Source organism: Flavobacterium sp. GL_143 (assembly GCF_057834355.1).
The window spans coordinates 4,511,676-4,529,581 of record NZ_CM174401.1 but is presented as its reverse complement, the minus strand read 5'-3'; the positions used below and the strand labels follow the sequence as shown (position 1 = coordinate 4,529,581).

Below are 17,906 nucleotides of genomic sequence, written 5' to 3'. Positions count from 1 at the left end.
CCAATTTAATTTTGGTTATTTATTTTAAATAAAGCCATCCTGAGGTTTTAGCCGAACCATCTCCGAGATCAAGGATGTAGAAATAGGTTCCTTCTGGAAGCACTTTCGCAGATCCATCTGCTTTTCCATCCCAAGTATTATTATATCCTTTTTTATTGTAAATTAAATTCCCCCAACGGTTAAATATCTGAAGGCGATTATCAGGATATTGTGATATACAATCGATATAAAAAGTATCATTTTGTCCGTCGTCATTTGGAGAAAACTCATTGTAAATTTTCAGGCAATTAGGAGAAATCGTTGCAGTATCCTGATTGTTTGACGGATTGGTATCTATCTGATCCATTTTTATTAGACTTGCCGTATTTAGATAATCTTTAAAGTCTAATACTTTTACATTAATTGTCAATGTTTGAGAACTTCCTGCATTTACACTTGGTATTGTCCAGATTCCTGTTGAACTATTATATGCTCCCGATGTTACAGTAAAACTAGTTAATGAATATCCTTTTGGGAGAATATCCTGCACCTCAACATTTGTAGCTGTTAAACCACCAAGATTTTCTGCTGTGATCGTGAAGATTACCTCGCTGCCCATAGGAACATCTGTTTTATCAACTTCTTTATTTATTGCAATATCAGTTGATGGAATGTTTATGAATTCTGAATCTTCGTCGTCTTCACTTTGATCTCCATTATCGTTATTTGGTTTACTATCTGGATCAAACTGATTACTAGCTGTAACCTGAGCAATATTTTGATAATCGAAGCTATCAAGTCCATGCGGATTCTCGACTGTTACCTGATACGTTAGCGTTATTCCGCCAACAGGTACGGTTAAATTCACCCATTTTATAATGCTTTTGCTAAATACTCCTCCGTTATTGATGTTGGTAATATGAGACAATCCTATAGGAATCATATCTTCTACAGCAACTCCTGTAGCTGTACTCGGCCCATCGTTGTTTAGTTGTATGGTATAAGTTACGACTTCATTTACATTTGCATTTTTATTGCTGACTGTTTTCTCTAAACTTAAATCGGCAACAGCTACTTTAATTTGTAAACTGTCATAATCATCTTCTGTTATAACTCCGTTATTTGGTGTAGAGTCAGGATCAGGCAGGTTACTAGCAATAATTTCGGTTGTATTTGTGTATTCATTAGCAACTCCTGTCGGAGGGTTTACTTTAGTATATATATCAAGAGATTGTGTTGTACCATTAGCAACTATTCCTGTATTCCAAATACCTGTAATATAGTCGTAAAGACCACTTGTAGGACTGCTGGTTGTATATTCAAAACCAGGCGGCAATAGATCTTTAACTAATACGCCAGTTGCATCTGCCGGACCATCATTGGTAACAGTAACAGTAAAAATAACTGTTGAACCTACATCATGAGTAGCATTTTCATTTAATGCCGTTTTACTGATAGATAAATCAGCCATAACAATTACTGGCGTTACTGATATGCTATCATAATCATCTTCTGTAGTAACTCCATTACCTGGAGTACTATCTGGATCTAATTGATCTGAAGTCATTATCTCGGCAGTATTAAGATATTCATCTGTAGCCCCAGTTGGATTTTTTACATAAACATTAATTAACAAAGTATGGCTATTACCAGACAAAATCGTTCCTGGCGACCATATTCCGTTAACGCGATTATAACTTCCAGAGGTTACATTATAGAATACAAAATCATATCCTGAAGGCAAAATATCTTTTATTGTTACACCAGTTGCAGTACTCGGTCCTGAATTGGTTACTGTTACCGAAAAAGTAATTAAAGATCCTACATTAGGTGTAAGGGTATTATTAACGACTTTTTTATCTATCGAAAGATCTGCAACAGCGGAAACTGGAGTAAGTACGAGTGTCGAAATATCATCTTCGTTAGGATCATTATTATTTGGAGTACTATCCGGATCTAATACATTTGAAGCATAAACCTCGGCCGTGTTAGCATAATTACCAGTAGTATTTACTTTTACAGTAACAAATAAAGATGCCGAAGTACCACTAGAAACAGATCCTATATCCCAAATTCCAGTTGTATTAAGATATTGTCCCACTGTTGAGCTGTAGGTGATATATTGATATCCGCTTGGCAATAAGTCTATTACTTTTACACCAGTTGCTGTTTGTGGACCACTATTACTTACCGTAATTTCAAAAGTAACTGTTGAGTCGAATACAGGACTTAAATTACCTCCTAAAACAGTTTTCACAAGGGATAAATCGGCCATGGGACTAGTAGGAGTAACTACGGCTGTTGCATAATCATCTTCGGTTACAACACCATTATTTGGAGTTGAATTTGGATCTGGCAAACTACTTGCCGTTACTTCAGCAACATTTACGTAATTACCTGTTGCATTTACAATGGCAGTAATTTGTAGCGTTTGTGAATCTCCATTTATCAAAGATCCAACATTCCATTTTCCGTTAGTCTTATTATAAGTTCCTTTAGTAGCTGTAAAACTGCTGTAAGTATACCCAGTAGGTAATAAATCAGTTACTTCAACTCCTGTAGCATTCTGAGGACCACTATTAGTTATTATTACTTCAAATACAACTTGATTACCAATTAACTGACTTAACTTATCTACAGTTTTAGTTAAAGATAAATTTGCAGCCTGATTGGTTGGAATCGTAGTTGTTGTTGCATAATCATTTTCTGTAGTAACTCCGTTATTTGGAGTAGAATTAGGGTCGGGAAGACCTGCTGCAATTACCTCAGCAATATTTAAATAATCGCCTGTTGTATTTACAGTTCCTGTTATTTGCAGTGTTTCTGATTTTCCGTTAATTAAATTACCAACTGTCCATAAGCCTGTTGTAGAATTGTAAGTTCCTGTAGAAACTGCAAAACTGTTATAAGTATATCCTGAAGGTAATAAATCGGTAACCTGAACACCAGTATTATCTTGCGGACCATTATTGGTCACTACAACACTAAATGTTACTTGTGAACCAACTAATGGTGTTGGATTATTAACTGATTTAGTCAAAGATAAATCCGAAGCTTGATTCATTGGTGTAATCGTTGCCGTTGCATAATCATCTTCTGTAGTAACTCCGTTATTTGGGGTAGAATCAGGATCAGGAAGACCAGCCGCAGTTACCTCGGCAATATTCATGTAATCGCCTGTTAGGTTTACAGTTCCTGTTATTTGCAGTGTTTCAGATTTTCCATTAATTAAATTACCAACTGTCCATAAACCTGTTGTAGCATTGTAAGTTCCTGTAGAAATTGCAAAACTGTTATAAGTATATCCTGAAGGTAATAAATCGGTAACCTGAACACCAGTATTATCTTGCGGTCCATTATTGGTCACTACAACACTAAATGTTACTTGTGAGCCAACTAAAGGCGTTGGATTATTAACTGATTTAGTTAAAGATAAATCTGAAGCTTGATTAGTTGGTGTAATCGTTGCCGTTGCATAATCATCTTCTGTTGCATCTCCATTATTAGGAGTAGAATCAGGGTCGGGAAGGCCTGCTGCAGTTACCTCTGCAATATTTAGATAATCGCCTGTTGTATTTACAGTTCCTGTTATCTGTAGGGTTTCTGATTTTCCGTTAATTAAATTACCAACTGTCCATAAACCTGTTATTGAATTGTAAGTTCCTGTAGAAACTGTAAATCCATTATAGGTATATCCTGAAGGTAATAAATCGGTTACCTGAACTCCCGTATTATCTTGCGGACCGTTATTGGTTACTACAACACTAAATGTTACTTGTGAGCCAACTAAAGGGGTTGGATTATTAACCGATTTGGTTAAAGATAAATCTGAAGCTTGATTAATAGGGGTAATGGTTGCTGTTCCGTAATCGTTTTCTGTTGGTACACCGTTATTTGGTGTAGAATTAGGATCAGGAAGATCAGACGCGGTTACTTCAGCAATATTTATATAATCTCCTGTAGCATTTACAGTCCCTGTTATTTGCAGCGTTTCTGATTCTCCATCGATTAAATTACCAATTACCCATAATCCTGTTACAGGGTTGTAAGTTCCTGTAGAAACTGTAAATGCGTTGTAAGTATATCCATCCGGAAGCAAATCGGTTACCTGAACACCAGTATCGTTTTGCGGGCCATTATTAGTCACTACAACTTTAAAAGTAACTTGCGCCCCAACTAAAGGTGTTGGATTATCAACCGATTTAGTTAAAGATAAATCTGTATAAGGCTGAATAGGGGTAATAAATACACTATCTTCATCATCTTCAGTCTGATTACCGTCATCATTATTTGGTGTACTATCAGGATCGGGTAAATCACTGGCTGTAACCTGAGTTATGTTTAAGTAAGTACCTGTAGGCAATACTTTTGCATCAAGAATAAGAGATTCTGAAACTCCTGTATCGATACTACCTACATTCCAAAAACCTGTACTTTCATCATAAAGTCCAGCAGATGAACTATAATTTATAAATTCATAACCAGATGGCAACAAATCTTGTACCTGAACACCTGTTGCATTGTTTGGTCCGCTATTGGTAATAATAAGTTCAAAAGAAATCTGAGTTCCTATAAAAGGACTTGAATTCCCTGCAACTACATTTTTAATCAAAGACAAATCTGCAGATGGACCAATAAAGATAATTTTTGCATTGGCTTCATCATCTTCACTCTGATCGCCATCGTCATTATTTGGTGTACTATCAGGATCAAGTAAATCACTTGCTGTTACCTGAGCCGTATTTAAATAATTGCCTGTAGGATTTACAGTTGCTTTAAATGTCAAGTTTGTAGAAGCACCGTTAGCCAATACTAAGTTTTTCCACTCGAGTTTTGCACTTGCTACTTCATATAATCCGCCATTAGATACTGATCCCGGAACTAAAGTATAACCAACCGGAATAACATCTTGTATGTTTACTCCAGTAGCATTTCCTGGACCTCTATTTACGAGAGTGAGGGTGAAATCTACTACATCGCCAGCTGCCGCACTTGTAGGCAATACTGTTTTGCTAAGTTCTAAATCTGCCAGTTTTAAAGTTATTGCGGCATCATCCATATCGTCCTCAGGGAGTCCGTTACCAGGAGTACTGTCAGGATCTAGTTGTCGGGCAGTTTGAATCTCGGCAATATTTATATAATTGGCAGAGGTTGCCACATTAACCTTTGCCGTAATTTGAAGCGAGATAGAATTCCCATTATTAAGATTCCCAACATTCCAGATACCTGTAGTATTGTTATATTTACCAGCACCATTATCGCTCACATAAGTATATCCTGGGGGTAATTTGTCCAGAACAGTTATTCCGCTGCCATTATTAGGGCCACTATTGGTAACACTTATAGTAAATATTACATTATCATTGATACTCACTACTGAAGGCGATACTGATTTGGCAAGTGATAAATCGACAATATCTAGTATTATAGCTGCTTTATCCTGATCATCTTCTGATGGGATATGATTATTTGGTGTACTATCCGGATCAAATTGATTTGAAGCAACAATCTCGGCAACATTTACATAAGATCCTGTTGAATTAATAGTAGCTTGAAAAATTAAGTTTAATCTGCCTCCGTTAGGAACAATTAGATTAGACCATAAAATTGTATTATCACCAATATTATATTGCCCAGCGAGATTAACAGAACCAGGCACTATAGTATAACCAGTCGGAAGGAAATCCCGAACAGCTACACCAGTAGCATCGACTGTACCACCCAGTGAGTTGTTATTAAAAACCTGAATATTAAAGGTTACAATATCACCTGCGCTTCCTTTACCAGGTGTAACTGATTTTGTTAATTCTAAATCAGCAACAGCAAGAATAGTTATGGTAACAGTATCTATAGAAGCAGCACAATTGCCATTAGTTACTGTCCATTGTAAAACATAAGTTCCTGAGATAGTTCCAGCAATAGCAGTTGTTGGAGATGTTTTATCATCAAACCCAATAACTGTTGGGCCAGAAACCTGACTCCAAACTCCTGTTCCTACTGTTGGTGGAACAGCATTTAGATTTACTGGCGAAAATTGCGGAATTGTCTGGTCTGGTCCAGCATTAGCCGTTGAAGGCAATTGATATATCGTAACTTTAACAGAATCCTGAGAAATACATCCATTTAAATTAAGAGTTGTTACAGTCCATAAGAATTCATACGTTCCGGGAATCAATCCCAACATTAAGGAATTTTCATTATTTGGCGATGCAATATTGGCTGTATTAGGGCCACCAGGTACTTGTGTCCAAGTTCCTAAACCTGAAGTTACAGCCACTGCATTCATAGTGGCAAGACTAACATCGCATAACTCTTGATCGGGTCCTGCGTTTGCTATAGAAGGAGGGATGTCATTAAACGTTATCTGAACAGTATCTGAGGTAGGCTGGCATAAAGACGGATTGCTAAATGGGCCATTTGTTACTGTCCATGTTAAGATATACGTTCCTAATGTAGTTATATTAGATAAGGTTGTTACGGGACTATTTGGACTGTCGATTACTACGTCTCCGCCGGATGGATCGTCGGTAGGGCTTGCAAAAGACCATGTTCCGATACCTACTGTTGGTGGCACTGCGGCAGTTTTATACGTTGTTTGGCAAGCAGCTGTATCATCAGGACCTGCATTTGCTGTACTTGGCACAGCATTCATCTCTATTCTTACAATATCTGATAAGGTACGGCAACTATTGCTTTCGAATACCCACTCTAAGATATAAAGTCCGGGAACAGTTAAACCTGAAACGGTACTATTGGGAGCATTAGGAGTATCAATAACGGCAACACTTCCTGAAGGCTGAAAAGCAAAACGCCACTGGGCTAAAGAAACATCAGGAGGTGGGGCATTCCCATTTAAAGATGTAATTCCTCCAACATCCTGAATACATAAAATTTGATCTGCTCCAGCATTAGGATCAACACTAGCTCCACTAAAAACATCAATATTTACTGAATCTGATGATCCGGGACAAACCGAACTATCTGGATAAGTAACAGGATCGGTCATATAAGTAAAAACATAACTGTTTCCGGGTACAACAGTAGCATTGGCAATATAACTGTCAGGTGGAGATTGCGTAATAATTACATCATTTACGTTTCCGGTTGTACTAGTAAGAACCCATGTTCCTGTCGAATTATTATTTCCTATAAGTTGTATACTGCTTACATCACAAAAGGACTGATCAGGTCCAGCATTGGCTGCAGGAGCAACTACAACAGTCATATCATCAAAACTACCAGTACATAGATAAATATTTTTTGCCAAAATAGTCCATCTAAAGATATAAGTACCAGCTACAAGTCCATTAATTACAGTGTTTGGATTTGATGGATTTAGAATATTTGGCTGATTAGGAGCTCCAGAGAGTAAAGTCCATTGTCCACTTTCAAAAAAATCATCATAATTATTTCCAACCATAGTAACACTCGTGTTACTACAAATATATTGATCTGGTCCTGCTACAGCAGTATGAGGAGGAATCCCGATTGATACGGTTACATCATCAAAGGCTACACCACAAACATCTGCATTTATAGTCCATCTAAAAATATAATAGCCGCTGTAAGTAAAAGTAAATACAGCATTTGGGTCATGTTCATCGCTTATGCTATAGTTTCCAGCACCCGAAATTCTTGTCCAGGTTCCAATTCCGCCACTACTGGCTGTTGCAGCCATGGTAATGGTGTTACCGCATATTTCCTGATCAGGTCCTGCATTTGCTGCTGGAGGAGTATTTGCTATAGTTACAGAAACGCTGTTTTTGTTGGGTTCGCATAGTCCGCTTACCGTTTCAATAGACCATGTAAAAACATAAGTCCCATTTCCGGGAACTGTCACCATCGTATTAGGATCATTTGGATCAGCGATTACAACTCCTGTCGTAGGAGTTACAGTCCAGGTTCCAGATTCTGATAGCGTAGGCGTATTACCTCCTAGATTAAAAGTACTTGTACCAGAAGGATAACAAGCATCTGGGCCTGCATCTGAGTTTGAGGCAGCCTGAGAGCTATTTGTAGTAATTGTAACTGTATCAGAAATAGATGCACTACAGGATGGACCAGGATGAAGATAAGATATCTTCCATTGAAATACATATGCAGATGAAACTGTAGCAAAACCTGTAGCAACAGCATTTGGATCATTAAGACTAGAAAATATAACTATATTAGGCCCACCTATCTGAATCCATTCTCCAATTTCACCACTTTGTGGGGGTGAACCAGCCATAGTGACTTGAGAGCTAGCACACACAATTTGATCAGGCCCCGCATCAATTGTTCCAAGAGCACTTGCAGAAACATATATTGTTACTGAGGCTACAGAAAAACCACAGGTTGCACCACCACCTTTTGTTATATATTGAAAAACATATGTTCCGGGAATAAGTCCGCTTATTTGTGTATCGACAGCAAAAACATCTGCAATAGTTGCGGTATTAGGACCACTTAACTGACTCCAAAAATGCATTCCATCATCTGTTACCACTCCAGATAACATTGCTGTGGTATCACCACAAGGCAAACTTACGTCAGAACCAGCGTTAGAAGGTGTTGGAGCTCCAGAAACCAGAATAGTCAGCGTGTCAAATCCGAAATCACAATTAACAGGAGATCCATTTTGGCTCCTGATAAATTCAACGCTATAATCTCCAGATGAGGTTAGGGTTAGGGTTAAAGAATTCCCAATATCTTGTAACGCAGTAGGGAATGGGCCTAATGGAGAACCGCTCGGGCCACTTACAATCCTGTACTGATTTACGCCAGTTCCTGTAACTGCAAGAGGAATCGTAAATACGGTTGCATTACAACTACCCACCATATCCTCACCATTATTAGCCAAAATGGTTCTTGTTGCGCCATTATATTGTACATTATAATCTTTGGTAAAAACACAACCTGTATTATTATTGGTTAGCGTATATCTAAAAGTATAAGGATTTCCTGCACTTGATATATTAGTCACCAATGTTGTGGAATTAGTTGGCGAAACAATGACAGCACCAGGATCTCCTGCAATCTGTGTCCATTGTACAGTTTCGCCAGTATACAAAGGTGTTTGTGCTATAAGTGTAACCTGAGTAATACTATTATTACAGAAGTATATATTTTCATCTCCTCCTGGCAAAGTAGTTACATTTTGCGTTGCAGCAGGAACAGTAATCGTAACCAAATCATTTCCAGACGCACAGGATCCTGTAACAGACCATCTAAAAGTATAGATTCCCTGAACAAGATTAGATATCTGAGTTTTATTTGAGTTTGGACTATCAATAGTAGGAGTATTAGGACCACTTACAAATGTCCATACACCTGCTTGCCCATTTATATTACATCCTCCGTAAGAACCAATAAGGTTTGTAGTTTGTGTTGTAGTATAACAATTGCTCAGGATTTGATCTGCACCCGCGGTAACGGGAGTAACTCCACCATAATTAGTCACAGTAATTTGCGATGTAGTTCGGCATCGTTGCCCTGGCGAATATTCTGGCCCTTCTATAACCCACTCAAGCGTACTAGTACCACAACTAGTTTGTGGTAATGTAATGGTTGATGTAGGTAGGTTTGGAAAATTAATTACAACTCCAGCACTATTAGCACCAACTATATCCCAAAATCCTGTTTCTCCAGAATTTTTTGGTGCATTTGCCATAATCGTAAGTGTTCCGTTACTATTAGGGCAGCTTGATATATTATTACCAGCGTTAGCAATCGTGATTGGTTGCACATTAACAACTTTATCCTGATAGGTTGCAATTCCGTCAGCGCAAGTGGCGCTATACCTAAAAATATAAGTGTTACCACCTGTGTAACCACCTACAGTTGTTGTGGGGCTATTAGGAGAATCTATAACTACAGTGGGGCCCGATATTTGAGTCCATAACACATTTCCAGTAATAGGAGATGGTGTGTTTCCGGCAAGGATTAAATCGTCTGTTGCACATATAGTGACATTAAGTACACCTGCGTTTACAGAACAGTTTTGTCCATAAGACCTCGTAGTAAAAGAAACAATTACAAGTGAAATAAAAATTAGTTTCCTGAAAAAAAACTTAAATAGTATAGATTGTTCCATAGACATTCTGGATTGAAAGGTGGACATGAACAATTTATTAAACCACGGCAACTTAAAATTTTAATACTGCTAAAATTTCAAAAAAAGGGGGTAAAAGAATATGTGGTCTCTCAAAATTAATTAAATATAACTTTGAGATATTTATTTATATGTTTCATATTATAACATGAAACATGAATAATACCATTGCTTAAATGTTATTATTTATATAATACAGAAAAAAATAAGTAAGAATGCCAGACTGGGTTAGTCTTTTTTTGAAAATTTATAATCAAAGTACTATTTCGATTATTTTATTGAAGAGAAAAACAAAAAAATCAATTTTGAGAAAATTATTGCTGCAAAACGGAAATAAGGCATAAAAAAAGCCCAAATTGGAGGGATTTGGGCTTTTAAACTAACACCAAAACACTTTAGTATAAAGGTGTAGTCGATTTTTTTTTAAATTTTATTCTTTTTTATAAGGACATTCCGAAGCTGCCCCAGAAGATTTAATTTTATTAGAGTTAAATTGCTCCTCGATTAAGCGTCTTTGATCCTCAGAAACATCTTCTATTTTGCGAAGCGTATTTACTTGTATATGTGGCCAGCTGGTAGTACCACCGTCATCACCAAAATGAAATTCAAATAATATAACTTGTTCGTATTGCAACTGAAGAATTTCTTTTCCGTCTTCTACAACCGTTTCAACCCACATTTGCATATTCATTTCGACAGTAGGCGCAAAACGATTCACAAACGGAACATTTAATATCCCACCCTGAGCACCCGTTTTATTTTTAGATGACATCTGGATGTGTACATGATTTATTATATCTTCTCCTTTGTTGGAATCACGAAGGCGTAAATCAGGTCTTACTGAATAAGGATATAAATGATGTGCAAGTATTCGTTGTGTGTATATTTTATTCTCTCTGGGGTCATTATCCGCGTTAAGTTCCTCAAATACCCAAGCAGGAGGAGCCGCATCAAGATTTATAGGCTCTTTTTTTGCATCAGCTCCACCCATAGTTTTCGAGATAGAAAGATGATCAAAGTCCCAAGCATTAAAACCTTCTGGAAATTTTGGAGCACCAGTATTTAGACCGCTAGGTCCAGTTTGAACTAAATCTCCCAATAAAGTTATCGTACTTCCATGTGGAATCACTCCGCTACGAGAAATAGAATAATCAGGTATAAAATAAGGACCTCTTTGACCATCTCCCGGTTTAAGTTCTTTCGCTGGGATAATTTCAGAATATTCTCGTCCGTTTAAATTCTCCTGAGTTACATATTCTTTACTACCTAAAGGCAAATAAAGAGTTTCATCTTTGTATCCGCTTTTATATAAATCTTTATGCTTGTCATCTGGATCTATAGGGTGCAAACCACGATCCTCTTTAATAGATTTTTCGGTAGCCGCATAGTTAAATATATCACTAAGCCATAAATACATACCGTTCTCCTCATGAATTGGAGTATATTTAAGCTTGGTATCGTTTGGTACTTTATTTACACTTTTAATACTTTGTTCGTATTTAACAGCGCCACAAAATTGTTCATTTACGCCACCGCGATTACGAACTCCGCCATCTATTAAATCAAATGTTAGTTTCTCTATATACTCCTCACATTCAAAACTATATTTCCCGGGAATACTACCTAAATTTGTACCTGGCGAAGGCATAATAGTAGTATGGATTCCAGTTCCAATTAATTTTTTCTTACTTGAGTCATTATTGCTATTATAGCTTACCCAGGTACCTTCTAATACTTTTAAAACACCATATTTTACATCATCTACTATATTCTGTAAATTACTTTCATGAAAAGCTCTAATTGGATCGTTAATTTGAACTTTTTCATATCCAAACATCAAATCATACAAAATATTTTTCTTATTCTTTTCAGCAGATTTTAATAATGTGTCGTTTCCTTCTTCTGTCAAATATGAAGATGCCTGGAACAAATCATTACCTTCTTCGGGGGCTTTACGTTTAAACATAATATTATTATTTTTTAAAGTTAATAGACTATTTATTAAAAAGTTACCCATGCATGATAGTACGCATCTAAAGACATCTTCATTAAACAAGCCTCAATAATGCTTTAACTTTTTTCGAAAATTATATTCTACAATGATAGAATTAAATTTCAAAAACCAACTAGGTATTTTTACTCGTTTTTCAATAAATACTCAACATTCACACAGATATAGAAAAAAACAGAATTACTTATAAATGAAATATGCCGATAGAGAAAGAGGTCTATTATTTAGTTATTGAATGTAAAATTTAGTCACGCCATTTATTTATATTTGAAGTGATAATGCAGTAGCAGAAACTGGGATATAATTTTTTTTAAACTATTTTTTTCCTGTTAAAAAATTTTAGAATAAAATTTCTGTTCTTTGTACCTAAAGGTTTATTAAAAAAATAAGCCTGTCAGACTTAGCTATAACTGTAATGTGCCATATTATTTTGGCGATTAGGTTAAGACTATGATCATATTTACGTTATGGACAACAGAAAGTTTATATTAAATTTAAAAAAAGGGAATGAAGCATCTTTCAAGGAGGCTTATCTTAATTACTATGATAAACTGATAAACATAGCCAGACGATTTAACTTTACAGTACTTACTCCGCAAGACTTTGTTCAGGAAACTTTTTTAAGATTATATAATAAAAGAGAATTACTTAATGAAGATGTTCTATTTGACAAACAACTGTTTACAATATGCAAGAACATCATTATTAATCATGTTAACCGAGAAAATAAAATAATTCAACTTGATACTTTACCATTACAAGTTGAAGAAGAGGATACAGAAACAATAATTTTTGAAGAAAGAAAAGAAAAACTTTATAATTTCATAAATCTTCTTCCCGAGCAACAACAAAAAATATACACTTTACACAAACTGGAAAACCTTAGCTATAAGGAGATTGCAGAAATGACGGATCTTTCTGAAAAGACCATTGCCAATCATATTTATCTTGCCAGTAAATTTATTCGAAAAAAAATAGAAGAGCATTAGGAACTTTTATGTTCTCGTTTGTTATAGATATAAACGGAAACATAAAATGCGTACTGAATCTTATAAAACAGATGTTAAAACCAAGGAAGAAGCAAGCTTTATTGTAGTTCTCCTGCAGTTTATCATTTCTGATTGTATAATGAATTTTGATTTGGATAATAGTGATCATATTCTAAAAATCGAAACCAACAGAGATATTAAAGAAATGGTTTATGGTGTTTTTAATAAACAAGGATTTTATTGTCAAAAACTTTAACGCACAAAAGATATGGACGAAAAGAAATTAGAAGAGGAATTAAAAAAATTATGGGACGAAACTCCCATTGCACATTCCGATACTGAAAAAGAGAATTCTTGGGAAGAATTTCAATTAAAAACATTCCCATCTCAAAAACAAAAAAATAAACCGTGGCGCTATTATGCAGCAGCGGCAGTTTTAATTTTTGCTCTTATAGGGACTGGATTATACTTTACTAATGATCCGATAAGTAATAATATTGAAATTGTTGAAAATACAATTGAAAACACAACTTCTATAATCAAAATTATTGACTTACCAGATAGTACAAGAGTAGAATTGAGTCCGAATTCTAAAATCATGTATGCCAGTAATTTTGCTATCAATAGAAAAGTAGAAATAAATGGAGAAGCTTATTTTAAAGTTAAAAAAGATAAAAAACATCCATTTCAGGTGTTTTGTAACGAAACCACAACTACAGTATTAGGTACCGCTTTTACAGTTAAAGGATATCCTCAAAAAGAAGTGGCAGTAGAACTTTATGAAGGAAGTGTTGAGATGAGTGTGAAAAACCAAGATAAAAAATGGATACTGAAACCTGGAGATAAATTTATCTACGGGAACGAAACTGCTTCAGTAACAGAATTTAACAGGTTTACGGATTTTGATAATGAAAAACTGAGTGTTATCAGTACTTACATCGAGTCTAATTATGGTTACAAAGTTATTATTCCAAAAGAATATTATGACCAACGAATTACTGTGCGAATAAATAAAAAGGAAGATTTAAAAACAATTGTTCTATTAATATCAGAAATGTATAACCTAAACTATGAAGTAAATGAAAAATTAAAACAGATTACTTTTCAATAGAAAAGAAAAGGATGCACTAGCCGCGAAACTAAACATCCTTCCTTAGTCAAGATAGTATAAAACTATCCATTTAATAATATTCAAAAATACAAAAATTCATGAAGCATATAATTTCAACATGCTTTTTTTTATTCAGTTGGACTATGTTCTCTCAAAACATAACCGTAACTGTAGATCAAACTGTAACATTAAAAGAGTTTTTTAAGCAAATTGAGAGTCAGACAGATTATAAATTTGCTTTTACAGATCAGATTAATATGAGCCAAAAATATTTTACCCAAAAAAAGGCTTATACTAATATCGAAATAAAACAACTTATAAATGAGCTTAACAAAAGTGGTTCAATCCACTTTTCGATCGTAGGTAATAATATTTTTGTAAAACAAAAAGTTACAAAAGGGTCCAAAAAGAATAAACTAACAGGGCAGGTTCTTGATCAAAATAGAGAACCTGTTATTGGGGCAAACGTATTTGTTGAAGAAATAGAAATAGGTGCTACAACCGATAAAAACGGAAAATATTCTTTAGACTTAGATAACGGAATTTATACTATTTTGGTTAGTTACGTGGGGTTTAAGAATAAAAAAAAACAAATTACGGTTTCTCAGGATGCAAAAAATGATTTCAGCATAGAGTCAGACAGTCAGGAGTTGGAGCAGGTAATTATAAGAACTAACAAAGCGGTTGATGTTAGAAACACCCAAATGAGTGTGAATAAGCTTTCGATGGCTGAGATTAAAAGATTACCGACTGCTATGGGCGAACCAGATCCTTTAAAATCATTATTGACGTTACCCGGAGTTACAAATGCCGGAGAAGCCTCATCGGGTTTTAATGTTCGTGGAGGTGCTGCCGATCAGAATTTGATTCTTTTAGATGGCGCTCCAGTATATGGTGACTCTCATATGTTTGGATTTTTCTCTATTTTTAATGCCGATGTTGTTAGCGGATTAGACTTATACAAAGGAGGAATTCCGTCTAAATTTGGAGGACGCGTTTCTTCAGTTCTAGATGTAAGTCAGCAAACAGGAGATCTTAATGAGTATAAAGTAAATGGAGGTATTGGCCTTATATCGAGTCGACTTTTAGTACAAGGCCCTATAAAAAAAGATGTTGGTTCGTTTATTATTGCCGGACGTGCTTCGTATGCACATTTATTTTTAAAACTCACTGATATTAAGAGTAGTGTCATGTTTTATGATATCAATGCCAAGTTAAATTATCGTTTGGGAGCAAATAATACAATTGCTTTTTCTGGTTATCTGGGAAATGATTTGTTTGATATCAACAATTTTTTCGCCAGTACATATGGTAATACTATGGGAACGGTTAGCTGGAAACATAAATTTTCGGAAAAGTTAAATACCAACCTTTCTGCTTTTTACAGTGATTATAAATTTAATCTGCAAATACCATTTCAGAAATTTGAATGGGATAGTAAAATAACCAATTACGGGGTAAAATATAACTGGAATCACACCATATCAGAAAACTTTAAACTTAACTACGGTATTGATGCTTTATATTATGATTTTAATCCAGGAACTGTAAAGCCGTTTGGTCTTAATTCGGGATATAATTATAATCAATTAGATAAAAAATACGCTTTAGAAACGTCTGCCTATCTTGATGTGGAACATCAGGTTACAGAAAAGTTGAATCTTCGTTACGGACTTCGTTATAGTTCATTTTATCGTTTAGGTGGCGAAAGTATCAGTACTTACGAAAATGATCAAGCAGTAGTATATAATCCGTTATATCATATTTATGAAGAAGCAACACCAACTGGAAGCAAGTATTACGGAAAAGGACAAACCATTAGCAGTTTTAATAATTTAGAACCACGATTGGCACTATCATACGCTTTTAATGATGAAACTTCTGTAAAGGCAAGCTACAACAGGATGGCACAATATATTCATATGTTGTCTAATACCCGTGCTCCGTTGCCTATGACTATCTGGACACCAAGCGGACCTTTTACAAAACCACAAATGCTGGATCAATATGCAGTAGGATATTTCAAAAATTTTAAAGAACGTGAGTATTCTTTTGAAGGAGAATTATTTTATAAAAAAATTAAAAACCGTATTGATTATATTGATGGTGCAAATCTATTAGGTAATAATAATATTGAGCAGGATATCCTGAACGGAGAAGCCAGATCATACGGTATGGAGTTATTATTCAGAAAAAATACGGGTCGTTTTACTGGATGGGTTTCTTATACTTTGTCTAAAGCTGAACAAAAAACTCCGGGAAGAACACCACAAGAACCTGGTATTGCTAATGGTGAATGGTATTTATCAGGATATGATAAATTGCATAATTTAAATATTACGGCAAATTATGATTTAAGCCCAAAATGGTCTTTTAATGCTAATTTCACCTTACAATCAGGTCAGCCGGTAACATATCCAAACGGTTATTATGAATTTGGAGGAAGAAATGTGCCTAATTATACGTTGAGAAATGCCAACAGACTTCCTGCATATCACCATTTGGATATTGGTGCAACCTATACTCCTAAACCAGATAAAAAGAAAGGATGGCAAAGCTATTGGGTATTTAGTATTTATAATCTTTATAATAGGCAAAATGCTGCATCGATGATGTTTTCACAAAATACTAACTCGGGAACTAATGAGTCCAGACAACTGTCTATTTACGGTTTAGTACCTGGTGTTTCTTATAATTTTAAATTTTAATAATATGCTAAGATTAAAAAAATACAACCTTAAAAGCAAAACAGTTACTTTATTTAGTCTTCTTTTTGTTTCACTTTTTTTATCCTGTGACAGGGTTGTTGAACTTGATTTAGAAACTGGTCCTCCCAGAATAGTTATAGATGCTGAGATAGTTTGGGAAAAAGGAACTAGCGGTAATGAACAGACAATAAAAATAAGCCGAATGGCTCCTTATTACAGTGCTGTTGTACCAAAGGTTTCAGGAGCACATGTAAGAGTTGAGAATAGTGAAGGGACTATTTTTACATTCAACGAATCAGCACCGGGTTTATATACCTGCACTAATTTTGTACCCGTGATTAATATGGAATATAAATTATTTGTAGAGGTTGATGGGCAAAGTTTAACAGCTACTGAAAAATTAATTGCTGTCCCGCCAATTGACAAGATAGATCAGGAATTTATGCCCGATATAACAGGACCTGATCTTATTGTGGTAACATTTTATTACAAAGACCCAGCAGATCAGACCAATTATTATCTTACAGATTACAAAAGTGATATCCTTGCTTTTCCAGAATACACATCAACAAGTGATGAATTTGTTAATGGGAATGTAATAGATGAAAAATTTTCTGACGCAGATCTTAAGCCGGGAAAAGTTCTTGATATAACACATCGTGGGATTTCTAAAAACTTTTATAATTATATGAATTTAATTTTAGAGGTAACAAATTCGAACCCTTTTGGTGCAGCACCAGGTAATATTAGGGGTAATGTTATAAACACAACTGACACTAATAATTTTGCATTGGGTTACTTCAGACTTTGTGAAACAAATCATATTATTTATACTGTAAAATAAGAATTTAATTGAAGGTTGATTTGTAAACACTTCTTGTTTAGGTTTGGATTCCGTAGAGTTATCTCTCTACGGGACTTCAAACTTTTTTATTTTTATAGATTTATGAAAACCTCTTAATTAATTCGGTTAGTATCGAAAACAGTATTATTACTAAGGTAAAAAACAAAAAAA

Annotated in this window: 7 protein-coding genes; 5 read left to right on the top strand and 2 right to left on the bottom strand. The window is 35.1% G+C overall.

Annotation, left to right across the window (positions count from 1 at the left end; genetic code table 11):
* Positions 1-19 precede the first annotated feature (19 nt).
* Entirely contained in the window at positions 20-10,081 is a 10,062-nt protein-coding gene (locus AC3IPI_RS19020; RefSeq protein ID WP_489154921.1) for a PKD domain-containing protein, read from the bottom strand.
* A 421-nt stretch (positions 10,082-10,502) separates the two neighbouring features.
* Positions 10,503-12,038, bottom strand: coding sequence for a peroxidase, FMP-type (locus tag AC3IPI_RS19015; protein ID WP_489154919.1), 1,536 nt, complete (start codon positions 12,036-12,038; stop codon positions 10,503-10,505).
* A gap of 512 nt (positions 12,039-12,550) precedes the next feature.
* Here AC3IPI_RS19015 and AC3IPI_RS19010 point away from each other — a divergent pair.
* From AC3IPI_RS19010 to AC3IPI_RS18990, 5 genes are all read left to right on the top strand, one after another.
* Entirely contained in the window at positions 12,551-13,072 is a 522-nt protein-coding gene (locus AC3IPI_RS19010) for an RNA polymerase sigma factor (protein ID WP_489154917.1), read from the top strand.
* A 46-nt stretch (positions 13,073-13,118) separates the two neighbouring features.
* Positions 13,119-13,328, top strand: a complete 210-nt coding sequence (locus AC3IPI_RS19005; RefSeq protein WP_039112057.1) for a hypothetical protein — start codon at positions 13,119-13,121, stop codon at positions 13,326-13,328.
* A 12-nt stretch (positions 13,329-13,340) separates the two neighbouring features.
* Positions 13,341-14,183 (top strand): FecR family protein, encoded by an 843-nt coding sequence (locus AC3IPI_RS19000; protein ID WP_489154915.1) that lies wholly within the window; start codon positions 13,341-13,343, stop codon positions 14,181-14,183.
* A gap of 98 nt (positions 14,184-14,281) precedes the next feature.
* Entirely contained in the window at positions 14,282-16,891 is a 2,610-nt protein-coding gene (locus AC3IPI_RS18995) for a TonB-dependent receptor (RefSeq protein WP_489154913.1), read from the top strand.
* A gap of 4 nt (positions 16,892-16,895) precedes the next feature.
* Positions 16,896-17,735 (top strand): DUF4249 domain-containing protein, encoded by an 840-nt coding sequence (locus tag AC3IPI_RS18990; RefSeq protein ID WP_409416629.1) that lies wholly within the window; start codon positions 16,896-16,898, stop codon positions 17,733-17,735.
* Positions 17,736-17,906: the final 171 nt, after the last annotated feature.

Bases quoted from the DNA above. Each gene is read 5' to 3' on its own strand.
- AC3IPI_RS18990 (WP_409416629.1), top strand. From the start codon at position 16,896: ATGCTAAGATTAAAAAAATACAACCTTAAAAGCAAAACAGTTACTTTA.
- AC3IPI_RS19010 (WP_489154917.1), top strand. From the start codon at position 12,551: ATGGACAACAGAAAGTTTATATTAAATTTAAAAAAAGGGAATGAAGCA.
- AC3IPI_RS19015 (WP_489154919.1), bottom strand. From the start codon at position 12,038: ATGTTTAAACGTAAAGCCCCCGAAGAAGGTAATGATTTGTTCCAGGCA.
- AC3IPI_RS19000 (WP_489154915.1), top strand. From the start codon at position 13,341: ATGGACGAAAAGAAATTAGAAGAGGAATTAAAAAAATTATGGGACGAA.
- AC3IPI_RS19020 (WP_489154921.1), bottom strand. From the start codon at position 10,081: ATGTCCACCTTTCAATCCAGAATGTCTATGGAACAATCTATACTATTT.
- AC3IPI_RS19005 (WP_039112057.1), top strand. From the start codon at position 13,119: ATGCGTACTGAATCTTATAAAACAGATGTTAAAACCAAGGAAGAAGCA.
- AC3IPI_RS18995 (WP_489154913.1), top strand. From the start codon at position 14,282: ATGAAGCATATAATTTCAACATGCTTTTTTTTATTCAGTTGGACTATG.